Annotated in this window: 18 protein-coding genes and 3 tRNA genes; 13 read left to right on the top strand and 8 right to left on the bottom strand. The window is 67.5% G+C overall.

The annotated features are described in order from the left end of the window. The first annotated feature begins 17 nt into the window (after positions 1–17). From HMPREF2826_RS02185 to HMPREF2826_RS02140, 10 genes are all read left to right on the top strand, one after another. Positions 18–93, top strand: a tRNA-Lys gene (locus HMPREF2826_RS02185). A gap of 627 nt (positions 94–720) precedes the next feature. Then, a complete protein-coding gene (locus HMPREF2826_RS02180; protein ID WP_070638836.1) occupies positions 721–2,007 on the top strand; it encodes an argininosuccinate synthase in 1,287 nt (428 codons plus the stop codon). 36 nt (positions 2,008–2,043) lie between these two features. Beyond that, positions 2,044–3,471 (top strand): argininosuccinate lyase, encoded by a 1,428-nt coding sequence (argH, locus tag HMPREF2826_RS02175; RefSeq protein WP_070638834.1) that lies wholly within the window; start codon positions 2,044–2,046, stop codon positions 3,469–3,471. 155 nt (positions 3,472–3,626) lie between these two features. Next, positions 3,627–4,973 (top strand): adenylosuccinate lyase, encoded by a 1,347-nt coding sequence (purB, locus tag HMPREF2826_RS02170; protein WP_070638831.1) that lies wholly within the window; start codon positions 3,627–3,629, stop codon positions 4,971–4,973. Positions 4,974–5,042: 69 nt separating this feature from the next. Beyond that, a complete protein-coding gene (locus HMPREF2826_RS02165) occupies positions 5,043–6,365 on the top strand; it encodes a Tat pathway signal protein (RefSeq protein WP_246824655.1) in 1,323 nt (440 codons plus the stop codon). Positions 6,366–6,461: 96 nt separating this feature from the next. Further along, positions 6,462–7,196, top strand: coding sequence for a response regulator transcription factor (locus tag HMPREF2826_RS02160; RefSeq protein ID WP_070638829.1), 735 nt, complete (start codon positions 6,462–6,464; stop codon positions 7,194–7,196). Positions 7,197–7,208: 12 nt separating this feature from the next. Then, positions 7,209–8,804 (top strand): sensor histidine kinase, encoded by a 1,596-nt coding sequence (locus HMPREF2826_RS02155; RefSeq protein WP_070639024.1) that lies wholly within the window; start codon positions 7,209–7,211, stop codon positions 8,802–8,804. 135 nt (positions 8,805–8,939) lie between these two features. Then, positions 8,940–9,836 carry a phosphoribosylaminoimidazolesuccinocarboxamide synthase gene (locus HMPREF2826_RS02150; RefSeq protein ID WP_210388954.1) on the top strand — a complete coding sequence of 299 codons (897 nt, stop codon included), beginning with the start codon at positions 8,940–8,942 and terminating at the stop codon, positions 9,834–9,836. Further along, on the top strand, positions 9,823–10,524 hold the full coding sequence (locus tag HMPREF2826_RS02145) for a hypothetical protein (RefSeq protein ID WP_070638825.1): 702 nt from the start codon (positions 9,823–9,825) through the stop codon (positions 10,522–10,524). The genes HMPREF2826_RS02150 and HMPREF2826_RS02145 overlap by 14 nt, the downstream gene beginning before the upstream one ends. Positions 10,525–10,620: 96 nt before the next feature. After that, a tRNA-Arg gene (locus tag HMPREF2826_RS02140) sits at positions 10,621–10,696 on the top strand. Between the two features lie 106 nt (positions 10,697–10,802). On the opposite strand, the gene pknB is transcribed toward HMPREF2826_RS02140, so the two are convergent. From pknB to HMPREF2826_RS02105, 7 genes are all read right to left on the bottom strand, one after another. Then, positions 10,803–12,761, bottom strand: a complete 1,959-nt coding sequence (gene pknB / locus HMPREF2826_RS02135) for a Stk1 family PASTA domain-containing Ser/Thr kinase (RefSeq protein ID WP_070638823.1) — start codon at positions 12,759–12,761, stop codon at positions 10,803–10,805. A 63-nt stretch (positions 12,762–12,824) separates the two neighbouring features. Beyond that, complete coding sequence (locus tag HMPREF2826_RS02130; protein WP_070638821.1) at positions 12,825–15,698, bottom strand: FtsW/RodA/SpoVE family cell cycle protein; 2,874 nt, start codon at positions 15,696–15,698, stop codon at positions 12,825–12,827. 1 nt (position 15,699) lies between these two features. Next, positions 15,700–16,905 (bottom strand): Stp1/IreP family PP2C-type Ser/Thr phosphatase, encoded by a 1,206-nt coding sequence (locus tag HMPREF2826_RS02125; protein WP_246824654.1) that lies wholly within the window; start codon positions 16,903–16,905, stop codon positions 15,700–15,702. Between the two features lie 56 nt (positions 16,906–16,961). Continuing rightward, on the bottom strand, positions 16,962–17,375 hold the full coding sequence (locus HMPREF2826_RS02120; RefSeq protein WP_070638817.1) for an FHA domain-containing protein: 414 nt from the start codon (positions 17,373–17,375) through the stop codon (positions 16,962–16,964). Beyond that, complete coding sequence (locus tag HMPREF2826_RS02115) at positions 17,372–18,526, bottom strand: DUF3662 and FHA domain-containing protein (protein ID WP_070638815.1); 1,155 nt, start codon at positions 18,524–18,526, stop codon at positions 17,372–17,374. The genes HMPREF2826_RS02120 and HMPREF2826_RS02115 overlap by 4 nt, the downstream gene beginning before the upstream one ends. After that, positions 18,513–20,309 carry a protein kinase domain-containing protein gene (locus HMPREF2826_RS02110; protein ID WP_070638813.1) on the bottom strand — a complete coding sequence of 599 codons (1,797 nt, stop codon included), beginning with the start codon at positions 20,307–20,309 and terminating at the stop codon, positions 18,513–18,515. Before HMPREF2826_RS02110 ends, HMPREF2826_RS02115 begins: the two co-directional genes overlap by 14 nt. Positions 20,310–20,443: 134 nt before the next feature. Next, positions 20,444–21,286 carry a DNA/RNA non-specific endonuclease gene (locus HMPREF2826_RS02105; protein ID WP_070638811.1) on the bottom strand — a complete coding sequence of 281 codons (843 nt, stop codon included), beginning with the start codon at positions 21,284–21,286 and terminating at the stop codon, positions 20,444–20,446. Positions 21,287–21,526: 240 nt separating this feature from the next. On the opposite strand from HMPREF2826_RS02105, the gene HMPREF2826_RS02100 reads away from it, so the two are divergent. Further along, a tRNA-Leu gene (locus HMPREF2826_RS02100) sits at positions 21,527–21,613 on the top strand. 155 nt (positions 21,614–21,768) lie between these two features. On the opposite strand, the gene HMPREF2826_RS02095 is transcribed toward HMPREF2826_RS02100, so the two are convergent. After that, entirely contained in the window at positions 21,769–21,972 is a 204-nt protein-coding gene (locus tag HMPREF2826_RS02095; RefSeq protein WP_246824652.1) for a DUF6724 family protein, read from the bottom strand. 138 nt (positions 21,973–22,110) lie between these two features. On the opposite strand from HMPREF2826_RS02095, the gene serS reads away from it, so the two are divergent. Together serS and HMPREF2826_RS02085 are read left to right on the top strand one after the other, a co-directional pair. Further along, positions 22,111–23,397: a serine--tRNA ligase gene (gene serS / locus HMPREF2826_RS02090; RefSeq protein ID WP_070638809.1), complete on the top strand. Its 1,287-nt coding sequence runs from the start codon at positions 22,111–22,113 to the stop codon at positions 23,395–23,397. Positions 23,398–23,528: 131 nt separating this feature from the next. Further along, the gene (locus tag HMPREF2826_RS02085; RefSeq protein WP_070638807.1) at positions 23,529–23,867 is read left to right on the top strand and encodes a hypothetical protein; all 339 of its coding nucleotides are present in this window, start codon (positions 23,529–23,531) and stop codon (positions 23,865–23,867) included. The last annotated feature ends 90 nt before the right edge of the window (positions 23,868–23,957 follow it).

The raw sequence follows: 23,957 nt of genomic DNA, 5'->3' as shown, positions 1-23,957 counted from the left end.
GTGCTACACTATGCCGGGGGCCGTTAGCTCAGTTGGTAGAGCAGAGGACTTTTAATCCTAAGGTCGAGGGTTCGAGACCCTCACGGCCCACCATTCCATACCGCTTGCCGCCTTTTCGGCGGCGACCTGCCCGCCGGCGGCCCATGCATTAAACTCACGCAATTCCGAAAGCCGGGCAGCTGCCCGGCGCGCCTGCCCGCTCGCCAACAGGGGCATCTTCGCCGAGGTGAAAGAATGCGCGTGCGTCTCCGCCCTTGTGGGCTGCCCGGGGCGCGCCGGTAGTGCTATATGTATAAATTAGCGAATAATAGTAGTAAATTTAGCTTGTATGGCATAAAAAACGACATATCTATTGTTTCAATATGACTACCGTACGACATTTCTGACCTTTCGCGGATGCAGATTGGCTACAGTACTCTAGCAACAGGCGCCTCATGCCCAGGGTGCAACGCGAGCAAGACGAGAGGAGAGTCCCATGGCACGGTTCCAGAACGCCCTGCTCGCACAGGGCTCCCTCCGACGCCAGGACCGACGAATCTCGCTGCGACGCCCCCGCGTGTAGCTTCGGTCCCCTGAGGAACGCCTCACCTCACTTCACATACGGACTGAACCAGCGCCCGGCATCGCCCGGGCGCTTGTGCGCACCGGCGCTCGCAGCGCCAAGCCGAGCGGCTGACATCTCCCGACCGACATCCCTCTCACGAAACGACGGTGATACGCATGACGCAGAAGCATAACAAGGAAAAGGTCGTCCTGGCATACTCGGGCGGGCTCGACACGTCGGTCATGGTCAAGTGGCTGCAGCTTGAGAAGGGCCTGGACGTGGTCGCCATCTGCGGCAACGTGGGACAGGACGCCGACGACCTCGACTGGGTCCAGAAGAAGGCGTACGACATGGGGGCGATCTACTCCCGCTCAATCGACATGCGCGCGGAGTATGCCCAGACGGTGCTCACCAAGGCCATCGCCGCAAATGCGCTGTATCAGGGAGCCTACCCGCTGCTCTCGGCCCTCTCACGACCCCTGATCGCCAGCAAGCTCGTTGACGTGGCCCACGAGACGGGCGCCACCTACGTCGCCCACGGCTGCACGGGCAAGGGCAACGACCAGGTGCGCTTTGAGACCTGCATCCACGCCCTCGACCCCTCCCTCAAGATCCTCGCGCCGGCGCGCGAGTGGGACCTCCTGACCCGCGAGCAGGAGATGGCCTGGGCGCGCAAGCACGGCGTGCCCGTTCCCACCACCGCCGCCAAGCCGTATTCCATCGACGACAACCTCTTTGGCAGGGCCATCGAGTGCGGCGCCCTCGAGAACCCCTGGTCCGAGCCGCCTGCGGACATCTGGACGATGACCGCCGCGCCCGAGGACGCCCCCGACACCCCCGAGGAGATCGTCGTCGGCTTTGAGAAGGGCGTGCCCGTCTCGCTCAACGGACGGAAGATGGGCCTCGTCTCGCTCATCGCCGCCCTGAACGAGATCTGCGGCGCCCATGGCTACGGTCGCATCGACATGGTCGAGGACCGCGTGGTGGGCATCAAGAGCCGCGAGTGCTACGAGTGCCCGGCGTCCCTCGCCCTGATCACCCTGCACCACGACCTCGAGACGCTGTGCCTTGACGCCCGGACGCTTCAGTTCAAGCACCAGGTCGACCACCTGTGGGCGACAACGGTCTATGAGGGCCTCTGGTTCTCGCCGATCAGGGAGGCGCTCGACGCATTCTGCGCCACCACGCAGCAGGTCGTGTCGGGCGAGGTCAAGGCCAAGCTGTACAAGGGGTCCCTCACGGTCACGGGCCGCAGGAGCCCCTGCTCGCTCTACGATCAGAACCTTGCCACGTATGGTGACGGCGACAGCTTTGACCGCGAGGCGTCCAAGGGCTTCATCGACCTACACAGCCTGCCGAGCAAGACCTGGTCGCGCGTGCAGGGCCCCGCCTCCCGCGCCTTGGCGTCCGAGGCCGACGAGACGGACGACGCCGGCGACGACCTCGTCATCCTCTCTGCCTAGGCCCTCGTGGAGTCGTCTCATACGAAGGGAGTGCGCATGGCACTCTGGTCTGGACGCTTTGAGCAGGGCGTGAGCGAGGGCGCTCAGCGCTTTGGGGCCTCGCTGCCCGTTGACCGAGCGATGTACGTGCAGGACATCGCCGGTTCCATCGCTCATGCGAGGATGCTGGGCCGGCAGGGGATTCTGGACGCCGCGGACGTCGAGCGCATCGAGAAGGGTCTGCTCAACATCAAGCGCCAGATGGACGAGGGCACGTTCGTGTGGGACCTCAACGACGAGGACATCCACATGGCGGTGGAGTCACAGCTCATCAGGGACGTCGGCGCGGCGGGCGCCCGCCTGCACACGGGGCGTTCGCGCAACGATCAGGTGGCCACGGACACGAGGCTGTATGCCAAGGAGCTGCTGCTGTCGCTCGTTGACGGCAACGATGCGCTGCGAAAGGTCATCCTCACGTCCGCACGCACGAACTTTGGCGTCATCATGCCGGGCTACACCCACCTGCAGCACGCGCAGCCCGTGCTCTTCTCCCACCACCTGCTGGCGTACTTCTGGATGCTCACGCGCGATCACGTGAGGCTCGTGGCGGCCTGGCGCTCCGCCGACGCAAACCCGCTGGGCTCGGCGGCCCTTGCGGGCACGACCTACCCTTTGGACCGCGCCTACACGACGGAACTTCTGGGCTTCAGCCATCCCATCCCCAACTCCATGGACGCCGTGAGCGACCGCGACTACCTGCTTGACCTGCTGTATGCCTGCAGCGTGTCCATGATGCACCTCTCGCGCCTCTGCGAGGAGATCATCACCTGGTCAACGACGGAGTTTGGCTTCATCACGCTGTCGGACGCCTACTCCACGGGCTCGTCCATCATGCCCCAGAAGAAGAACCCCGACTTTGCCGAACTCACGCGAGGCAAGACGGGCAGGGTCTACGGGGACCTCATGGGTCTTCTGACTACCCTCAAGTCGCTGCCGCTGGCCTACGACAAGGACCTTCAGGAGTGCAAGGAGGGGGCCATCGACGCCGCCGGCACTCTGCGGGATGCCATGGCCTGCGTGGGAGGCATGGTCGCAACCTGGCAGGTGAACGCCGACGCCATGCGCGCGCAGGCGTCGCGGGGCTTCACGGCGGCCACCGACGTGGCGGATTATCTCGCCCGACGGGGCCTGCCGTTTCGTGACGCCCACGAGGTCGTGGGCGAGCTGGTGCTGTACTGCGAGAGGCGCCGCAAGGGCCTCGAGGACCTCACCCTCAAGGAGCTCCGGTCGTTCTCGCCGCTCTTTGACGACGATGTCCTCGAGGGACTCGACCCCGAGGGCATCGCCCGGGCGCGCACGACGTACGGCGGCACGGGGCACGAGGCGGTCAAGACCCAGCTGCGCGAGGCGGCCCGTCAGCTCGGGCGCGACCGGAGACAGGCGTCCTCGCTCAGGGGCCACATGCCAAACGTGACGGGGGACTAGGGCGTCTTGCCTCGTCCCGCGGCGGGACGGGGACGCCTGACGCGTCGTGTCGCGCCCCCGTCATGAGGCCTCCGTCTGCCGCAGCGCACTGCGCGCGGTAGAATGGAGGTGCATGCGAACTTCCGCCCCTGTGGGCGCCCGCCGAAAGGATCCCCATGATCGACCGATACACCCGCCCCGAGATGGGGCGCATCTTCTCGCTTGAGAACAAGTATGCCATCTGGCAGGAGATAGAGGTCCTTGCCTGCGAGGCTCACGCCGAGCTGGGACAGAGCGGCATCACGCGCGACGAGGCGCGCTGGATTCGCGACCACGCCGGCTTCTGCCGCGAGGAGGTTGATGCGATCGAGGCCGTGACCAACCATGACGTCATCGCCTTCCTCACCAACATGGGCAGCTACGTCGACAAGGGCGTGGCGCCTGGCGCGCCCAAGCCCAGCCGGTGGGTGCACTACGGGATGACGAGCTCGGATTTGGGCGACACGGCCCTGTGCTATCAGCTGACCCAGGCCTGCGACCTCATTATCGAGGACGTGCGCGCGCTCGGCGAGATCTGCAGGCGCCGCGCCTTCGAGGAGCGTGACACCCTCTGCGTGGGGCGCACGCACGGCATCCATGCGGAGCCCATGACCTTTGGGATGAAGTTTGGGTCGTGGGCCTGGGAGCTCAGGCGCGACCTTGACCGTCTTATCGACGCCCGCGCCTCCGTGAGCTTCGGCGCCATCTCCGGCGCCGTGGGTACCTACTCGAGCATCGACCCGCGCGTCGAGACGTACGTCTGCGAGCATCTGGGGCTCACGGCCGACCCGCTTTCGACCCAGGTCATCAGTCGCGACCACCATGCCCATCTGGCGGGCGTGCTCGCCACGACGGCGGCCACCTGCGAGCGCATCGCCACCGAGGTGCGCAACCTCCAGAAGACGGACACCCTCGAGGCTGAGGAGCCCTTCAGGAAGGGGCAGAAGGGCTCAAGCGCCATGCCCCACAAGCGCAACCCCATCACCATGGAGAAGGTCTGCGGCCTCGCGCGGGTCGTCAAGGCAAACGCGCAGGTCGCCTTTGACAACGTGGCGCTCTGGCACGAGCGCGACATCAGCCACAGCTCCGCCGAGCGCGTGGCCCAGGCCGACAGCTTCATCGCCCTTGACCACATGCTTCAATGCCTCATCCGCGTCATTGACGGCCTGCAGCTCTATCGCGAGCAGATGCTGGCCAACCTCGACAGGACGCGGGGGCTCATCTACTCGTCCAAGGTGCTTCTGGCCCTGGTGGACACCGGCATGACCCGCGAGGAGGCCTACCAGGTGGTCCAGCGCAACGCCATGGCGACCTGGCATGAGGTGCAGGCCTGCGTGCCGGGGACGAGCTTTCTGGAGAGGCTCGAGGCCGACCCGGACTGCGCGCTGTCGTCCGAGCAGCTCAAGGGCATCTTTGACCCGCGCAGCTTCCTGACTCGGACGGATGTCGTCTTTGAGCGCCTGGGGCGGCTGAGCTTTGCGTAGGCGTCCCGCCCGGCCCGCCCGCGCCGTCCCGGCGCGTCAGAGTCGCGCCAGCCAGGAGGTACCGTGGCCATGAATCTTCCAGACCAGACGCGGCGTCCCACGTCTCGGGAACCTCTGCCGACGCGCCGCGCCGACGCGCCGCGGCCGCGCCTAGCCCTGCCGCAGCTGCCCGTGAGCCGCCGGACGGCCCTCAGGGTCGCCGCCGGCGCCGGCGTCGTGGCGGCGACGGCGGGCACGGTCAGCGTCGTCAGGGGCTGCTCCGCGCCGGGCGGAAACGAGGGCTCACCCACCGTCGTGGACGCGACCCGCGCCGACTACGTCATCGACCCCAAGACGAACGAGAGTCGTTACGACGTGGTTGACCTGCCGCTCGCGGAGAGGTCGTCCTGGACGCTGGGGCTGGGCAACGTCCTGCACCCCGGGGAGGGAACCTGGCTTCCCGTGACGACGGCGGGCTCCTCGGCGGCGCCCATGGTCAAGGGCTCTACCCTCTCGACGGCAGACGGCACGCTCAGGGAGGTCGTCGCCGAGCCCCTCTCAAGCGACAAGACCAGCTTCGTCATATATGACGTGCGCTGCTCGGACGCAGTCTACGCCTGGGTCGAGCTCGACCTCCTCACGCATGCCTGGGTGCTGTATGCCTCGGCGTTTACGGGCGGGGCTCTTGCGGGCAGCCCCACCAAGCTGTGGGAGGCGGGAGCCGACTACGACCCCGCGCCCTTCGCGGTCACGGGCACCAAGGTCATCTGGCAGGTCATGCCCGCGCTGTCCGGCTCCAAGACCACCGAGCACTCCTACTGCTACGTCTGGAGCCTGGGGTCCGGCGAGGCGAAATCCGTCGTCGAGTCCCCGGGCCGCTTTGCGACCGAACCGCTCGCGTCGGGCGGCACCGTGACGCTCGTCCCGCGCGTCAACGCGGAGGCGGGCGTCTATTACGGCATCACGGCCTACACGCTCTCGGATGACCTCGCCACGCAGGTGGACCGCCTCGTGCTGCCCGCCACCGTCAGGCCCCTCAACGCCGTGCGCATCGGGGACGAGTTCGCGTTCTCCATCGAGGCCACCTACGCCTCCGGCGGGCTCCTTGGCACCATGGGAACCTACGTGGGCCATGGTGACGGCCCCTTCGTGGCGCTGTCCCGCGAGCCTGCCGCGGCGGTCGCGGGACGGGGGAGAACCTACGTCATCAGGGCCAGCTCCTCGTACTTCGTGGTTGACGCCGGCAGCAGGACCTACTCGACCCTCTCGGCGGCCAACCGCTGCATCAACTACGGGGAGTACCCCGCGCGGGCGGGGGAGTGCGACAGCTTTGTGACCTTCTCCACCATCAAGGCTCAGGACACCGGGTATCCTGAGTCCGTGAACGTGCGGAGCTTCTCGTTTGGCTCCTGATGCCAAATGCGCCCGACTGCGCTAAGATGTGTAGAGAATAGTGATATTTTGTGTGCCTGCGCGCCGCGAGCGCTGCCGACGACGGAGGGGGATCACATGACGGAAGAGAAGAAGATCCTTCTGGTGGAGGACGAGAAGACCATCCGCGACGCCGTCGCGGCCTACCTCGAGCGCGAGGGATACATGGTGCGAGGTGTGGGCGACGGCCAGAGCGCGCTCGAGGAGTTCGAGAAGCACAGCTTTGACCTCATCGTGCTCGACCTCATGCTTCCCAAGCTGTCGGGCGAGCGCGTCTGCCGCGCCGTGCGCGAGACGTCCAACGTGCCCATCATCATGCTGACCGCAAAGGGCGAGGTCGAGGATCGCATCATCGGCCTGGAGCTCGGCGCGGACGACTACCTTGTCAAGCCGTTCTCGCCGCGCGAGCTCGTGGCGCGCGTGCGCGCCCTGCTGCGCCGCGCCCATGCCGAGGCGGAGCCCCAGCTTGAGGTGCTCGACTTCGGCGACCTGGTCATTGACATCTCGGGCCATAAGGTGCTGGTCGAGAACGAGGAGGTTGACCTCACGGCCTCCGAGTTCAAGCTGCTCACCACCCTGGCGCGTTATCCCGGGCGCGTCTATAACCGCATGGAGCTGGTCGAGAAGGTCCTGGGATACGACTTCGAGGGCTATGAGCGCACGATCGACTCCCACGTCAAGAACCTCCGCGCCAAGCTGGGTGACGACCCGCGCCACCCGCGCTGGCTCTACACCGTCCACGGCGTGGGCTATCGCTTTGAGGCCAAGGACAAGCCGACGGACTCCACGGACGCCCGCGCCCCCAGGAAGTAGGTGCCAGCCGTCGTGGCAGACTCACCCGACGACCTCAAGCGTCGTCGCGACGACGCGTCCCCCTGTCGCATGGACGTGGAAAAGGCCAGCTACAGCACCGTCTCGCGCAAGGTGAGGCCGCCACGCGCCACCAAGACCTTCGGCGGCAGGATGGCGTTCTTCTTTGTCCTCACGACGTTGACGACCGTGCTGGTCCTCACGCTCGTGCTGGCGGTGACCTGGGAGGGGCAGTTCCAGAGCTACACCCGCCAGAACATGCAGAACCTCGTCGAGCAGACCGCGGAGAGCATCGCCGCCAAGTACGACGCCGACGGCTCCTGGACCCCTGACGTCCTCAGCTATGCCGCCGACGTGTCGCTCTCCTCGTCCGACGTGGGCATTCAGGTTCTCGACGCGGACGGCACCGTCGTCTACGACGACACCTGGCACAGCTCCCGGCGCTCCGGCGGCATGACGTCCACCGGGACGCACGTGCCGGCGGGTGCGGTGCCGGCTGGGGCCGACTCCGTGGTCACGGCCGACGTGGTCGCCTCGGGCGGCGAGGTCGTGGGCACGGTCCGCATGTGGGCGTTTGGCTCGGACGCGCTGCTCACCAAGAACGACAGCGCCTTTCGCGTCAGCTCGTATCAGGCGATCGCGGTGGCGGCCGCCATCGCCATAGGCACCACCATCGTCATCGGCTACCAGTTCTCGCGCTCGCTCGCCAAGCCCATCCAGAAGATAACCAACACGGCGGCGCGCATCAGGAGCGGTGACCTCACGGCGCGAACGGGGTTCTCGGGCGACGACGAGTTTGGCAGGCTCGGCGAGACCTTTGACGGCATGGCGAGCGAGATCGAACACGATATCAAGTTTGAGCATCGTCTCACGAGCGACGTGGCCCATGAGCTCAGGACGCCGCTCATGGCGACGCTCGCCACGGTCGAGGCCATGCAGGACGGGGTGCTCCCCGCCGACGACGAGCACTTCGAGATCGTCGCCGCCGAGGTCAGGCGCCTCTCGCGCCTGGTTGACGCCATGCTGCACCTCTCACGCATCGAAAACGACAGCAGCGACCTTGCCGTCGAGGACACCGACCTCGTGTATCTGTGCCGCAGCCTGGTGTCCATGCAGGAGCAGCTCTTTGACGAGAAGGGCCTGCGGCTGCACTTTGACGATCAGACGCCCTCCCACGAGCTCTTTGCGGAGGTCAACCCCGATCTCATCCGCGAGGCAATCACCAACCTCATGTCCAACGCTCTTCGCTACACGCCCGAGGGCGGCAGGACCCTCGTGAGCGTGGCCCGAGAGCGCGGCGTGGCGCGCATTAGCGTGCAGGACACCGGCATTGGCATCGCCAAGGAGGACGTCGCGCGCGTCTTCTCGCGCTTCTGGCGCTCCGACGCCAGCCGCGAGCGCGTCTCGGGGGGGCTGGGCGTGGGGCTGGCGCTCACCAAGGAGATCATCGACCGCCACAACGGGAGCATCAGCGTGGAGTCCGAGCTGGGAAGGGGCACCACCTTCACGCTCAGGATTCCCCTCGTGCGCGAGAGGGACGGCTCGCACTCCCGCGAGCCGCGCCCGGCTCCTGTGGCGATGCCGCCCGGGCGGGCGCCTGACGGCTCATAGCGAGCCGCGTCGACGGCAGTGCGCCTTCTTGTGGGTTCGCATGCGCTGGTTCGGGAGGGGGCATACAGTACAATCGGGTGTGGGCGCCGCTGCGCGGCGGCTCAGACAGAGAAGCACGTTGCGTGAGGAGAGAACATGGGAGCTATGGAGCTTCGACCGGACTCGCACGGCAAGGTCCGCGACATCTACGACTGCGGCGACAGCCTGCTGATGGTTGCCAGCGACCGCATCAGCGCGTTTGACTTCATCCTGCCGGACGAGATTCCCCATAAGGGAGAGGTGCTGTCGCGCATCTCGGCATTCTGGTTCGACATGTTCAAGGACCTCATACCCAACCATCTCATCTCGATGGACGTGGCGGACTTCCCCAAGGGGTACCAGGCGTACGCCGACTACCTGATTGGCAGGTCCATGCTGGTCAAGAAGGCCCAGACCGTTCCGATCGAGTGCATCGTGCGCGGCTATCTGACCGGGTCGGGCAAGAAGACCTACGACGAGGACCAGACCGTCTGCGGCATCAAGCTCCCGGCCGGCCTCACTGAGGCCTCCAAGCTTCCCGAGCCCATCTTTACGCCCTCGACCAAGGCCGAGCTCGGCGACCATGACGAGAACATCTCCTTTGAGCGCTGCGCCCAGATCGTGGGCGATGACGTGGCGCGCCAGCTTCGCGACGCCTCGCTCAAGATCTACACGGCGGCGTCTGAGTATGCCGCCGAGCGCGGCGTGATCATCGCCGACACGAAGTTCGAGTTTGGCTTCATCGACGGCGAGCTCACGCTCATCGACGAGGCGCTCACGCCCGACTCGAGCCGCTTCTGGCCCGCCGACGCCTTTGAGCCCGGCAAGGTCCAGCCCAGCTATGACAAGCAATACGTCCGTGACTGGCTCAAGGCCAACTGGGACATGACCGGCGAGCCCCCGCACCTGCCCCAGGAGGTCATCCAGGGAACGTCCAGGCGCTACGAGGAGGCCTTCCGCATCATCACGGGCGCACCGTTCGAGTCCATGAGGAGCTCACATGTCTCTGCGTGACACCATCGAGGCCGCCCGCAAGGAGGCCCAGGAAGCCGGCGTCCTGCCCAAGGCGGGCGCCGAGGACGCCAACGACAAGGCCGAGAGCGACGAGGAGCGCGCGGGCTTCACGCGTCGCTCGGTCGCGCGCGCCAGGCCCAGCCGCGAGGCGGCGCAGGGCGTCCGGGTTGTCAACGCCGCCAAGGTTCGCTCCGGCGAGCAGACCGCGTCGGGCAAGAGCGTCGCGCAGATGAGCAAGGACGAGCGACGCGAGGCGCGCAGGCGGCGGCGCGAACGCGAGGACAGCCGCGCCAGCGCATCGCGCGTGCTGCTCAAGGACGACCCCACCTACAGGCGCGGTCAGCGCATCTGGTGGATTCTGCTGGGTGCGGGATTCGGCGCCACGGTCATATCCACGATCCTGATGACCTACTATCCTGACGCGCAGGCAGATCCCCTCTCGGTGCCGGGGCTGCTGTCCATCGCCCTCATCGTGCTCGCCTACGGCGGCATCGTCGGCGCCCTGATCTATGACTGGCGCAAGGTCAAGCCGCTCCGCACGGCCGCGGAGGCGGCGGTCAGCGGCATGAGCGACAAGAAGGTGGCGCAGATCCTGCGGCAGGACGCCGAGAAGGAGGCCCGCAGGAAGGCGCAAAAGGCCGAGGCGCGCGCCGCAAGGAGGGGCGTTCGCAACACGCGTCACGAGTAGCGACGCGGCGGGCCCTGCCTGGGAGCGGACGCGCCGCCCGACGGTCCCAAACTGTGGCGCACCGTCCGCCCAAGTGATGCTAGAATGCTAACGCACGGCCCCGTAGCTCAGGGGATAGAGCACAGGTTTCCTAAACCTGGTTTCGTTGGTTCGAATCCGACCGGGGTCACCACGCAACACGAGGCCACAGCCCTAGGGCTGTGGCCTTTTTGTCACGGGCCACTCGCCTGGGGCCCGTGACGGGGGGCGCGCGTGTGCGCCCCCCGTCTGACGGCCGGCTAGTTGCCGCCCGACCCCGCCGAACCCGCGCCGCCCGCGTTCGCGGAGGCACCGGACGACACGCTGATGGCAATCGTGGAGCCCCGGGTGGCGCTGCCGGTGACGGACTGGCTGATGACCGTGCCCTTGTCCACGGTCGAGCTGGTCTCATAGCTCGTCGACGCCGTGAATCCCGCCGCCTTCAGGGCGCTCACCGCCGCGCCTTCGCTCATGCCCACCACCGAGGGGACGGTCGCCTTCGTCGATCCGGAGGAGACGGTGATGGTGATGGTGGAGCCCTTGGCGGCCTTGTCGGTGCTTGACTGCCTGATGACGTGACCCTTGTCAACCTCGTCGCTCTCGGCCGACTTGGTGCTCACCGAGAACCCCGCCGCCTCCAGGGCGCTCGTGGCCTCCTGCGCCGACATGCCGACCACGTTAGGAACGTCCACGTTCTCGGCGCCCTTCGAGAGCTGGTAGGTGACGGTGTCGCCCGCCTTTGCCGAGGCGTCCTTGCCGGGGCTCTGGGACGCGACGGTTCCCACCTCGACGTCGGAGCTGTAGACGGAGTCCCCCGCCTGGCCCACGAGGCCCACGGCCTTGAGCGCCGCCTCGGCCTCGGACGGCGTCATGTGCGTGAGGTCGGGAACCGTGACCGTGGCGGCGGGCTCCTCCCCCTTGGAGACGACGAGGTTGATCTGGGTGCCCTTGGGCTTGCGCAGCCCGGCGTCGGGGTCCTGGTCAATGACGAGGCCCTTCTGCACGGTGGAGCTGTACTCCTCCTTCACGCTGCCCTTTTGGAAGTAGCCGGCCTCGGAGATCTCCCGTAGGGCCTGTTCCTGCGTGAGGCCTATGAAGTTGGGGACGGGCTGGGTCTGCGAGCCGTTGCCGAGCATGGTCACAACGGCGACGATGGCGCCGACGAGCAGGATGGTGGCCACGATGGTGCCGGCCACGAGGCGGCGTCGATGGGACCGGCGCTGGTCGGCCTCATCCTGGAGCGCCCTCTGCGTGGCCGTCTGCGGGCGCAGATGTCCCGTGGCGTCCACGCGGCGGAAGGATGCGGTGTTGCCCGCGGGCGCGGCCGCCTGATTTGGGCTCGTGACGGGCAGGGGGGTCGTGACGTTTTGGATCGTGGCCGTCGCGCTGTTGACGGCGCGCAGGCGGCCGGCAAGATAGTCCCTGAGCACGCGCGCCAGCTCGTCCGCCGACTGGAAGCGGTCGGACGGGCTCTTCTGCATGCACTTGAGGATGATGCTCTCCAGCGAGGGGTCGATCTGGGGGTTGCGCTGGCTGGGCGGCATCGGCTGCTCGTTCACCTGCTTGAGCGCCACCGAGATGGCGTCGTCGCCGTCAAAGGGAACCGATCCCGTGGCCGCCTCGTACATGACGACGCCCAGCGAGTAGATGTCCGTGGTGGGTCCGAGCACCTTGCCCTGGGTCTGCTCGGGCGAGACGTAGTGGGCGGTCCCCAGCACCGAGTTGTCCGTGGTCAGGTGGCTGTTCTTGGCCCGCGCGATGCCAAAGTCCATGACTTTGACGTTGCCGTCGGGCTGGACCATGATGTTTTGGGGCTTGATGTCGCGATGGATGATCTCGTGGGCGTGCGCCACCGAGAGGGCCTGGGCGATCTGTGACCCAATCTGGGCGACCTTCTTGCAGTCGAGCGCCCCGTGACGCCGTATGCCGCTCTTGAGGTCGGTTCCCCGCAGGTATTCCATCACGATGTAGTACGTCTCGCCGTCCTTGCCCCAGTCATAGACCGAGACGATGTAGGGACTCTGGAGCGCCGCCGCCGCCTGGGCCTCCTGCTTGAAGCGTGCCGCGAAGGAGGGGTCGGCGGCAAACTGGGGCAGCATCGTCTTGATGGCCACCGTACGCCCGAGTACCTGGTCGATGCCGCGATACACGACGGCCATGCCGCCTGTGCCGATCTTGTCCTGGACCGCGTATCGTCCGCCGAGCAGCTTGTCTGACATCGTCTCTCCTATCCGTTGGCGACCGCGTCGCCCTCACGCATGCTCATGGTACAACGCACACCCCTACTTGCTCGCCCCCAGGGCCTGGACCTTGAGGCACGCCGCGAGCACCTCGCTCGCGACCGCCGACGCCTCGCCGCTGACGTCGTTGACCTCGGACCCCTCGATGCAGACCGAGATGGCGACGGTCGGCTGGTCATAGGGGGCAAAGCCGACAAAGAGCGAGTTTGCGACCGTCGAGGTCACCTGGGCCGTGCCGGTCTTGCCAGCCACCTTGACGCCCGGGACCTTGGCCCTCGCGCCCGTACCCTCCTCCACGACGCCCAACATGGCCTCCTTGAGGCTCTGCGCGACCTGCGACGAGACGGCCTGACCGAGCGCCTTGGGCTGCGTCGTCGAGGTCGTGACGCCCTCGGGCGAGAGGATGTGGTCTATGACGTAGGGGTTCATGGCGATGCCGTTGTTGGCGACGGCCGCCGCGACGACCGCGTTCTGCATGACCGTGGTCTGCGGCCCCGCGGGGCTCGCGTGCTGGCCCACGGGCTGGCCCACGGCGGCCCAGGCGGTCTCCCATTGGGTCATCTCCGCAGGGTCAGGCATGACGGAGGGCATCGTGGCAAAGTCCTGGCCCAGCCCCGTCCCGTAGCCGAAGGCCCTTGCGTAGCCGACGAGCGCCTTGGCGCCTATCATGTCGCCCAGCTGGCCAAAGACGGTGTTGGCGGAATAGGCGAGCGCCTCAGAGAGCGTGAGCCTCGGCCAGGACTCGTCGTGGATGTTGGTGATGGCGGCGCCGCCGATGTCAAGGGAGGCCGGCGCGCCGAAGCTCGTGTCCAGGTTGGCGACGCCGCTGTCAAGGGCGGCGGCGAGGGTGACCACCTTAAAGGTGGAGCCGGGAGCGTAGAGCGTCCGGGTGGCACGGTCAACCAGCTCGCCGTTCGAGTCGTTCCCGGTGATGACGTCAGAGATGTTCGCGTGATCATAGGTGGGGGAGGACGCCTTGGCGAGCACCTCTCCCGTCGTGGGGTCGAGCACGACGACGGAGCCCGTCCTGCCCCTGAGCGCCGCCTCGGCGGCCTTCTGCATCTGGGAGTTGATGGTGAGCACGACGGATGACCCCGACGTCTGCATGCCCGCCATGGAGTAGAGGGCCCCCATCCAGCTCGAGTAGTCCGACTTGCCCGTCAGCGCGTCGTTGAAGGACGACTCGACGCCCGTGGCCCCGTACTGGGTCGACACGTACCCCACGGTGTGCGCGGCGAGCGAGCCTTGGGGATAGGAGCGCTCGTAGGTACCGTCGGCCTGCTCGACGGACTCAGCGAGGGTGACGCCGTCGGAGGTGATGATGGCCCCGCGCTGCACGCGCGCCGTCTTGGCGATCGTGTGGTTGTTGTTGGGGAGCCGCTGATAGTCCTGGGCCCTGACGACCTGGATGTAGGTGAGATTGACCACAAGCGCGCCGATCATGAGCGAGAAGAGCCCGACGAGCCGCACGAGTCGGTTGCCCAGGGCGACGCGTCCCAGCACGCCCGACTCGGGCGTGAGCATTCCGTAGCGGCGGCGCAGATGCGAGCCGGCCGTGCTGCCGGACGTCACGTCGGCGGCCCGCCTGCCGCCGGCGAGCAGCGAGGAGCCTCCCGCCTCGCGCATCTGCATCTCGGCTCCGCGACCCGTGCCCTCGTCGCCGGTCTTGAGCAGCAGGCCCAGGATGACGAAGCTGGCCAAAAGCGAGCTGCCGCCCTGGCTCATGAAGGGCAGCGTGACGCCCGTGAGGGGAAGCAGCCTGGTGACGCCGCCGGTGATGACGAAGGCCTGGAACACGATGGCGGACGTGAGGCCGACGGCCGTGAAGGCGGCTACGTCAGACTTGGCGCGTGCCGCCGTCGCAAGGCCGCGGACGGCAAAGAGCAAGTAGCAGATCAAAACGGCGGAGGCGCCCAGGAGGCCCATCTCCTCCCCGATGGCGGAGAAGATGAAGTCGGACTCGACGACGGGGATGAGCGTGGGGAGCCCCTTGCCGATGCCCGTGCCCACGAGGCCGCCGTCGGCCAGCGAGAAGAGCGACTGGACGATCTGCAGCCCCTTGTTGGAGGGGTCCGAGAAGGGGTCGATCCACATCTGGACGCGCACCTGCACATGGGCAAAGAGGTGATAGCACAGCACGCCGGCCACGGCGAGCAGCGCGACGGAGACGACGACGTAGCCCACGCGCCCCGTGCACACGTACAGCATGATCACGAAGAAGGAGAAGAACAAGAGGGCGCTGCCCAGGTCCGTCTCGAAGATGACGACGAGCAGCGAGATGCCCCACATGGCCAGCAATGGCGCGAGCATGCGCGGGCGAGGCAGGCTGAACGGGCCCACGTGGCGCGTGGAGGCCGAGAGCAGCTCGCGGTTCTCGGCCAGGTAGGCGGCGAGGAAGAGCACGATCAGTATCTTCGCCAGCTCGCCCGGCTGGAACGAGAAGGGCCCCAGGACCAGCCACAGCTTTGAGCCGCCACGCGAGGTGCCCACGAGCATGGGCAGAAGCAGCAGGGCGATGCCTGCGACGCCGATGGTGAACTTGTACTCGGCCAGCAGGTCGATGCTCCTGACGGCCACGAGGGTGGCCACCATGGCGCCCACGGAGACAAAGAGCCAGAGCGTCTGACTGACGGCGAGGGCGGGCGCGAGCCGCGTCACGAAGGCGAGCCCGACGCCTGACAGAAGGAAGGTGATGGGCAGGAGCGCCGGGTCCGCCCCGGGGGCGCAGCGCCTGACGGCAAGGTGGGCCACGGCGAAGGCGCCGAAGAGCCCCAGGGGCACGGACAGGGAGCCGGCCGTCACGGCGAGCTGATCGTCCATGACGTACATGGCCCAGAGCAGCAGCACGGGGACGGCCGCCAGGACCAGAAGGCCGAGCTCCACGTTGCGCCGCGTGTTGAGCTGAAGGGTCTCCATCCTAGTCACCCGATCCCGTCGCGGCGCCGCTCGCGGTCGCTCCGGCAAGGTCGGTGCCGGAGGTGGAGCGGTCGGCGGTCACGGCCGCGGTGCTCTTGTCGGCGTCAATCTGGTCGCGGTAGCTCTCGACCGTGTCGTGCGCCTCCTGCTCGCTGCTGACGCGCAGGCCGCGCCTGAGGTTGTCCTGCACCGCCGTGGGCAGGTCGGACGTCCTGACCGAGCTGGTCTCGGAGAGGTGCGAGAGCGAGACGCCAAACAGGCGGCCCGTCACGCCCTGGTAGATGCCGACGGTTCCGCCGTTGTCGCCAAGGTACCAGGAGTTTGTGATGACGGCGGCGCCAAGGCCCACGACGATGAGGAGCGCGGCGAGGATGCCGATGATGCCCCCCAGGACCCATCTGCGTCGCACGTCGCGATGATGCTCGAGCGAGCCGTCGTCCACGACGTCCACCACGACCACGGTGACGTTGTCGTGCCCCCCGCCCGCCAGCGCCGCCGCCACGAGGCTGTCGGCTGCCGCCTGAGGCGTGGCCGTGGAGCACGCGACGGCCTCGATCTGGGAGTCGTCCACCATGGACGAGAGCCCGTCCGAGCAGAGTACGATCCTGTCGCCCAGGACCACGTCGAGCGTGAAGTGGTCCGCGTACATGTCGGGGTCGGAGCCGAGCGCCCGCGTGATCACGGAGCGCGAGGGGTGTACGCGCGCCTCGTCGGCGGTGATCTCGCCGGCGTCCACGAGCTCCTCCACGTAGGAGTGGTCGTGGGTCAGGCGCACGAGGGCACCCTGATGAAGCAGGTAGATGCGGGAGTCGCCCACATGGGCGATGGCCATCTTGTCCTTTTCGATAAGGACGCACGAGGCGGTGCAGCCCATGCCGGGCTTGCCGGCCCCTCGCACGACCCCCTCGATGACCGCCGCGTTGGCGGCCTCGACGGCAACGCCCAGCAGCACGTCGTTGGCGTGCTCTGGCGCGTGCGAGGCGATGGTCTCGACGGCGATGGAGCTCGCGACCTCTCCCGCCGCGTGGCCGCCCATGCCGTCGCAGACGGCGAAGGTGGGGGGTTGGATGAGGAACGAGTCCTCGTTGTGCGAGCGCACGAGCCCGACGTCCGTGCGCGCCCCCCAGGTCAGCGTCGCGGAGCTGCCGCTCTTGGACTCCCCACCCTCGCGCAGCCGAACGGGCAGCTCCTCGTGGCCGGGGCTCATCGCGGGCTCGGGACTCCTTGCGGGCTCGTCCTGGTCCCTATGCGGAGGCGTCGCGCTCATCGGCGGCTCACCCGCATGATGGCGTCGCCCACCTGCACCTCGTCGCCGTCGCGCAGGGTGACGGGCTGGTTGATGGGATGACCGTTGACAAGGGTTCCGTTGGTGGAGTCGAGGTCCTCGAGCACGAGCGCCGGCCCCTGCAGCGTGAACCTGGCATGCGTCGCCGACACGTAGGGCTCGTCCACGACGATGTCCGACGAGGGGGAACGGCCGACGACGACGGGCCCCAGCATGTCAACATGCAGTCCGCGCAGGCCCCGGGTGCCCTTCTCCACGTCAACGGACCAGATGGCGGCGTCGCGACGCTGTCCTCGCACGAGCCCGATGCCGGTGCGCATGACGGCAAAGAGGAAGAGGAAGAGGAGGACGACGAGGACGACCCTGCCGGCGAACAGCACGAGGTCGATCATGACGCATGCTCCCTGAAGACGAGGTTCGTGAGGCCGACGGTCACGACGTCGCCGTCGCAGAGGGTGGCGACGCGCACGTCCACGTCGTTGACGAGCGTGCCGTTCGTGGACCCGAGGTCGGCGATGTGCCAGCTGCGACCGTCAAAGCTCAGCTCGGCGTGACGCCGGGAGACGTTGGGGTCCCTGAGCACGATGCCGCCGGGGACGCCCTCGCGCCCTATGACGGTGGCGGGGGCGCGCCCCACGTAGACAATGCCGGTCTGGCGGTCAGTGAGTTGGCAGCTGACGCTCTCCTGCGAGACCGCGCCGTGCCTTGGGGCCACCGGCGGCGCCGGCTCCACGCGACGTCGCGTTGCGGGGACGCCGACGGGTCCCACGTGGGAGTCGTCCGGGTTGGGAATGAGGGGCTCCTGCATCTGGGGAATCACCTCGGACAGAGGCGCCGCCGCCGCGGCGGGCCGGCTGATGCCGGCCTGGGCGTAGATGTCGCTCAACGCCTCGTCAACGGCCTGGTCGGGAATGACCTCGAGGCCCACGGAGTCCTCGGAGAGGCCTGCCGCGCCCTGGGCTCCGACGACCTTGCCACCCGCCGGGGGCTGGGACGGCGCGTCGGCGCCGGGCTCATGCCCGGCGAGGTCGGGCATCTGCTGGGGGGTGTATGAGCTGGCGCGACGGCGCAGATGGCTTGAGTGGCCCTCCACCGGCGCGACCTGCGCCGCCCCGGGCGTCCCGAGGGAGCCGGAGAGAAAGGCGAGCTCCTCCTCGCGCAGACGCGCCAGGGTGCCGCCGTCGACGTTCTCGGCAAAGACGGCAAAGCGGCCGCTTTTGAGCGAGGGGTCAACCATGAAGCGGGCCAGGGGCCTGCCGACGAACACGTAGCCCCTCTCGGAGGCCTGCGCCTCGACGAAGGAGACCACCTCGCGCGTGATCTGGGGATACAGGGGCCTCATCAGGGCGTCATCCTCGGACGAGACGAGGATGGTGTACAGGGCGGGGGCCGTATCGATCCCGTCTATCTCGAACGTCTCGTTCTCCATCTCGCGCGCGGCCCTGCGGGCGAGCTTCCTGAACGAGAAGGGCGCGGCGAACCCCTCGGGGGCCGCGCCGAAGGCGTCGCCGATGCGGCTCTCGAACGTCTTAAGCAGCTTCATCGAACTCATCTACCTTACGATCGGTGGACAGAGGGCCCCGGACGAAGACCCAGAGGCACAGAACCACCCCTAAGAGTAGCGCAACGAGCGGATTGACCCAGCTGGCGGGGGTCCAGATGCCCCCATTCTCCACTCGTGCGGCGAGAAGCTGCGCCCCCACGACCACCCCGGCGCAGACGACCTGCCCCATGACGCCGCCCCTCACGCTTGGCCAGCGGCGCGAGATCCCGGACGAGAGCGCTGCGGCCACGACGCAGCCGACGCAGGACGTCAGCGCGGAAAGGGAGCCAAGGCGCTCCAGCAGGGCCGCCACGCCGCCGGTCGCGTCAAAGCCCGCCGGCGCCAGAACGGTCACGACCCAGGAGAGCAGCCACGAGACCGCCGCCGTGACGCCGGCGCTCCCCGGGCGTTCGGCCAGCGACGCCAGGGGGGCGCCCAGCAGGGGGTTGCGGGCGCACGGCCCCAGCAGCAAAGCGCAGCTTGACAGGCTATCGCCCCTTCCCGTCGTGGCCCACCACGTCAGGACGACCGCAAAGACGACCAGGGAGAGCAGCATGCCCTCCGCGCCGGCGGAGGCTGTCAGGACGGCGGCTGCCAGCGACGCCGTGGCCAGGACGGAGCCCGCGGGGGGCCACGCCGCCGTCGCGGCCGCCGCCAGGACGCAGACGACGGGACGGCTGACGCCCAAGGCGGGCGCGTAGGCCCCCGAGGTCATGGCGACCGCCCAGAGCACGACGAGGGCGCTCGCCAGGCGCGTGAGGCTTCCCAGGAGCCAGGGGTAGCGGTACGCGAGCGGAAGCCAGGCCCTGAGGAGGGTCTCGTCGCCCGCCCCCTCGTCGGTTGACTGGGCCATGAGCCCGCGAATGGACTCGGCGCCCGCGTCGGGGTCGCCCAGGCCAAAGGCCACGCAGCGGGCAAATGACTCCACCGAGGGCGGCCGCGAGGCGGGGGAGGGGGAAACGGCCTGCATGATGGCCTCCGCCGCCATGCCTCCTATGGAGCCGTCGAGCTTGGCTATGTCACGCCTGGGTCCGCGCTCTATCTTCTTGAGGGACTCCTCGGCCGTCGCGGCGGCAAAGGGATTCTGGCCCTCAAGCGCCTGCCAGCACACGACTGCCAGCGAGAAGACGTCGGAACGCTCGTCCACCAGGTCTCCGACGATCTGTTCGGGGGGCATGTAGCCCACCGTGCCGCCGCGCGCCCCGCCGTACCCCGCGGCGGAGGCGAGGGTCGCCATGCCAAAGTCGCAGATCTTGACGGCTCCGTTGCGCTCGAACATGATGTTGGAGGGCTTGACGTCAAGGTGGAGCACGCCGTTCTCATGGGCGTATCCCAGCGCGTCGCCCACGTGTTCCACGAGGTAGGCGACCTCGTCGTTGGTGAGCGTGCCGCCCTCAACCCGGCTCAGCAGCTCGGTGAGCGTCAGCCCGTCCACAAACTCCATGACGAGATAGGCCCACTGGTGGTCAACCTCAAAGTCATACATGGTGACGATGTTGGGGTTGGCAAGCATGCTGGAGGTCCGTGCCTCCGCGAGCGCCTCGTCGATGATCTGACGGGAGGTGAAGGATCCCGGCTGCGAGAGGGGCATGCGCTTGATGGCGACGCGGCGCTGCAGGCGCGTGTCCCAGCAGATGAGGACCGCGCCGAAGCCCCCCGTGCCGCAGGCGCCCATGACGCGATAGCGTCCCAACAGAAGGTCGGCGGCGCTCGACGCCGTGGCGGCAGCGGGCGGCTGCCAGGCCCCCTGCGCCTCGGTCGTATGTGGCGTGACGTCCCTCACGGCGGCTCCTCGTGTGATTAAGCGTCCTGTCCGTCTGCCGTGACGATGCCCACATTCTAGCGCGACTTGACGTATGTCGCAGGTGGGGAGGCTGGCGCCCGCCCTCTCCCTCCAGGGGGCGCCCCGAGGGGTCGTCACGCGGGGGCAAAGGGGGGCAGGGCGCCCTTGTAGTTGATGGCGTGTCCCTTGGCGGCGTTGTACACCTCGAGTCGCTCGTCGATCGCCCCGTCCGATGACAGGACGTCTACGACCACCGAGCGCGGGATGGGCTCGTCGCCCTCGTAGACGGGGGTGGCCACATACTGCACCGTCACGTCGGGGTAGCTCCTGAGCCAGCTGCGGATGGCGCTCTCAAAGACGTCCATGCCCCCCTGCCCGTCGTTAGCCCCCACGTTGAGCATGCGCGTGCCCGTGACCAGGTTGACAAGGTCGTCCGAGCCGCCCAGGGACTTTGCCAGAAGATGGCAGCGGTTCCACAGCCATCCGTGGTAGGTCGCGCCCGTGGGCAGGTCGATGTCGACCTCCTCGTTGCGCGGCGGCCACCCGGCGGGGTCGGGAAGGCTCTGCGCGCGCCTGCGGGAGCTGCCCCGCTCGACCATCTGCGAGGTGATGCAGGCGCGTACGGCCCCCGCCCGCAGGTTGTCGTCAAGGGGGGCGTAGACGACCTGTCCGGCGGGCAGGGGGTCGGCTACGTTCGCCCTGCCCACGAGGCGGACGTAGTTGGGGCTCTCCCGCTCGTCCCAGCTGGTGGGGAGCGACATGGCGTCCGGACGCCCCGGGTCGTCGGTGGCTCCGGGGAGCATGCCGCCTGCGGCTCGGAAAGGGGCGAAAGGCGCGGGCGAGGGGGCGCCGACGGCCAGGGCAAGGCCCAGGCAGGCGAGCGCGGCGGCCAGGGCAACGAGACACGCGTTCTTGCGTCGTGGCGACCGCCGCGCCCGTCTCGCGAACAAGCGTCTGCGCCAGACCCTGGTCGTCATGCGTCTCTCGTCTCTCTTTGTGCGAAGGACGTTTTCACGTCATTCTATCAGCGGCATTCCAGGGGCGCCCTCTGAGGCGCGGGTCCCGTGCGTCCGCGCTCCCTTCGTGCCACCGGCTCGTGCGGTCAGGCCCACGACGCCCTCGCCCAAGGACTCACGATCGCCGGCTCGCCGGCGCCGCCCGATTTTTTTAACTTGGCATTGCCCCGGTCAGGGTGTTGGGGTATTATCTCTTCTCACGCGGGCGTGGCGGAATTGGCAGACGCGTACGGTTCAGGTCCGTATGAGAGCAATCTCATGAAGGTTCAAGTCCTTTCGCCCGCACCAGTACACACAGGAGCGTTTCCGCTGGCAGATGGCTCATGGGCCAAGGCGGGAACGCTCTTTTCGTGTAACGGGACACGACTTTTGCGCAAGCGGTCCGAGGCCGGCACACGAGACAAGGGTCATGTCGCGCAGCGCCGAGGGCGCCGCGTCGCGCCTCACTTCTCGGCGTCGTCGTCATCCCGGTCGAAGAAATCCCAGTCATCGTCGCTGCGCTCATGGTTCTTGTACAGGGCGCGCGTGCGGCGCTCGAGCACCAACGAGATGAGCAGAAAGAGCACGATGCCGCCGACGACGAGGGAGAGCACGCCGGGGCGTGTGCCAAAGAGCCAGTCAAAGAAGCCGGAGACCTGTTCCATCATCGAACCTTCCGCATGGTGGCGTCCCGGGGACGAGGGGCGCCGCGTGTCAAGCGTGTCAAGTATATACTTGACACGATCAAAGGCAGGCCGCGCCCCACAAGACGGCCTGCGCAAGACGACACACGGAGAGGTGCCTTCATGCTCGACATCAAGTTCGTCAGAGAGAATCCCGACGTCGTGGACACGTCCTGCGCCTCGAGACAGAACGCCCACTGGGATCGCGAGCACTTCTTCGAGCTGGACGAGGCGCGCCGCGCCACCATCGGCGAGGTCGAGCGGCTTCAGGCGGAGCGTAACGCCACGTCAAAGATGATCGGCCAGCTCATGCGCGACGGCCGGCAGGATGAGGCCAACGCCGCCAAGGAACGGGTCGCGGCCAACAAGGGGCGCATCTCCTCGCTCGAGGGGCGGCGCTCCGACATCGACAAGAAGCTGTTTGACCTTGTCGCCGCCATTCCCAACATTCCCCACGAGTCCGTGCCCTACGGCAGGGACGACTCGGACAACCCGGTCGTGCGCAGCTGGGGCGAGCCCACCACGTTTGACTTTGCGGCGCTGGCGCACTGGGACCTCGGCCCCGCCACCGGCATGATCGACTTCGATCGCGGCGTCAAGCTGGCGGGCACGCGCTTTTACCTGCTGGGGGGCGCCGGCGCCCTCATGGAGCGCGCCCTCATCGGCTTCTTCCTCGACCAGCACGTCAAGGCGGGGTTCAAGGAGTGGTGGCCCCCCGTTATCGCCAACGCCGAATCGCTCTTTGGCACGGGCCAGCTGCCAAAGTTTGAAGAGGACCTCTTCCACGTGAGCGGCGGGATGTACCTCATTCCCACGGCCGAGGTCATGCTCACCAACATCCATCGTGACGAGATCCTTGACGGCGACGCGCTCCCCCTTCTCTACACGGCATTCACCCCATGCTTCCGCGAGGAGGCGGGATCTGCGGGCCGGGACACGCGCGGCATCATCCGCGTCCACGAGTTTGACAAGGTCGAGATGGTCAAGTTCGCCAAGCCGGAGGACTCCATGGACCAGCTTGAGTCCATGGTGGCCGAGGCGGAGGAGTGCCTTAGGCTTCTGGGCCTGCCCTACCGCGTCGTCACGCTCTGCACGGGCGACCTCGGCTTCTCGGCGACCAAGTGCTACGACATCGAGGTGTGGATGCCTAGCTACGACAATTACAAGGAGATCTCCTCCTGCTCGAATTGCTGGGACTTCCAGGCGCGTCGCGCCAACATTCGCTATCGCGACCCCAAGGAGTTCAAGGGCTCTCGTCTGGTGCACACCCTTAACGGCTCGGGCCTTGCGGTGGGGCGCACCATGGCGGCCATCATGGAAAACTATCAGCAGGCGGACGGCTCCATCGTGGTGCCCGAGGCCCTGCGTCCCTACATGCGAGGCATGGAGGTCATCAGGCCCCTCTCGTGACGATGCGGGGCGGCGCCGTCAATGGCCCAGAGAGGCGCCCGGTTTCCGGGCGCCTTTTTTTAGGCGGGTTTCTCTTGCGAGTATAGAACATATGTTCTATACTCGAGGCAGGTCACAAGAAGGGGGGCCACATGGCACGGCGGCAGGTGTTCTGGCACGAGACGGAGGGTGACGAGGTCAGGGAGGCGGCGCTCATCGAAGACGACGGCCTGGTCGCCATTGAGGAGTGCAGCAGCGGCCGGTTGACTGAGGGGGTGTTTGGCGCTTTGAGCTACCGGAGGTCGGTGACGCTCGCGGACGACGAGGTGCGCCTTCGGGCCTGTTGCGCGCTCCGGCGTGGCAGCGCACCGTCAGCGCTGATTCGGCTGCTTGCATGGTTCTATGCCACCTGCGCAGGGCGGCTCGTTGACATCGAGGACATTCTGGACGAGGCGGGCGTCGAGTATGCCTACACGGCCTGTCCCGTATGACGCCCCGCCTCGTGCGCAATAAAAAAGAGCCCCGAAAAGGGGCTCCAGCTCTTGAGTGGTGCGCCGTCGGTAAAACTCTTCGAACCAAAC

The sequence above is a fragment of the Olsenella sp. HMSC062G07 genome (assembly GCF_001811895.1).
In the GTDB taxonomy this organism is placed as follows: Bacteria; Actinomycetota; Coriobacteriia; order Coriobacteriales; family Atopobiaceae; genus Olsenella_F; species Olsenella_F massiliensis.
Note: the sequence above shows the minus strand (reverse complement) of the source record. Positions and strands in the feature narration are given on the sequence as shown.

What these genes read in the sequence shown, in the direction of transcription:
- HMPREF2826_RS02160 (WP_070638829.1), top strand. Translation starts at nt 6,462, where the DNA reads ATGACGGAAGAGAAGAAGATCCTTCTGGTGGAGGACGAGAAGACCATC.
- pknB (WP_070638823.1), bottom strand. Translation starts at nt 12,761, where the DNA reads ATGTCAGACAAGCTGCTCGGCGGACGATACGCGGTCCAGGACAAGATC.
- HMPREF2826_RS02120 (WP_070638817.1), bottom strand. Translation starts at nt 17,375, where the DNA reads ATGATCGACCTCGTGCTGTTCGCCGGCAGGGTCGTCCTCGTCGTCCTC.
- HMPREF2826_RS02180 (WP_070638836.1), top strand. Translation starts at nt 721, where the DNA reads ATGACGCAGAAGCATAACAAGGAAAAGGTCGTCCTGGCATACTCGGGC.
- HMPREF2826_RS02095 (WP_246824652.1), bottom strand. Translation starts at nt 21,972, where the DNA reads ATGATGGAACAGGTCTCCGGCTTCTTTGACTGGCTCTTTGGCACACGC.
- HMPREF2826_RS02085 (WP_070638807.1), top strand. Translation starts at nt 23,529, where the DNA reads ATGGCACGGCGGCAGGTGTTCTGGCACGAGACGGAGGGTGACGAGGTC.
- HMPREF2826_RS02150 (WP_210388954.1), top strand. Translation starts at nt 8,940, where the DNA reads ATGGGAGCTATGGAGCTTCGACCGGACTCGCACGGCAAGGTCCGCGAC.
- HMPREF2826_RS02115 (WP_070638815.1), bottom strand. Translation starts at nt 18,526, where the DNA reads ATGAAGCTGCTTAAGACGTTCGAGAGCCGCATCGGCGACGCCTTCGGC.
- HMPREF2826_RS02130 (WP_070638821.1), bottom strand. Translation starts at nt 15,698, where the DNA reads ATGGAGACCCTTCAGCTCAACACGCGGCGCAACGTGGAGCTCGGCCTT.
- purB (WP_070638831.1), top strand. Translation starts at nt 3,627, where the DNA reads ATGATCGACCGATACACCCGCCCCGAGATGGGGCGCATCTTCTCGCTT.
- HMPREF2826_RS02145 (WP_070638825.1), top strand. Translation starts at nt 9,823, where the DNA reads ATGTCTCTGCGTGACACCATCGAGGCCGCCCGCAAGGAGGCCCAGGAA.
- HMPREF2826_RS02105 (WP_070638811.1), bottom strand. Translation starts at nt 21,286, where the DNA reads ATGACGACCAGGGTCTGGCGCAGACGCTTGTTCGCGAGACGGGCGCGG.
- HMPREF2826_RS02165 (WP_246824655.1), top strand. Translation starts at nt 5,043, where the DNA reads ATGAATCTTCCAGACCAGACGCGGCGTCCCACGTCTCGGGAACCTCTG.
- argH (WP_070638834.1), top strand. Translation starts at nt 2,044, where the DNA reads ATGGCACTCTGGTCTGGACGCTTTGAGCAGGGCGTGAGCGAGGGCGCT.
- HMPREF2826_RS02125 (WP_246824654.1), bottom strand. Translation starts at nt 16,905, where the DNA reads ATGAGCCCCGGCCACGAGGAGCTGCCCGTTCGGCTGCGCGAGGGTGGG.
- serS (WP_070638809.1), top strand. Translation starts at nt 22,111, where the DNA reads ATGCTCGACATCAAGTTCGTCAGAGAGAATCCCGACGTCGTGGACACG.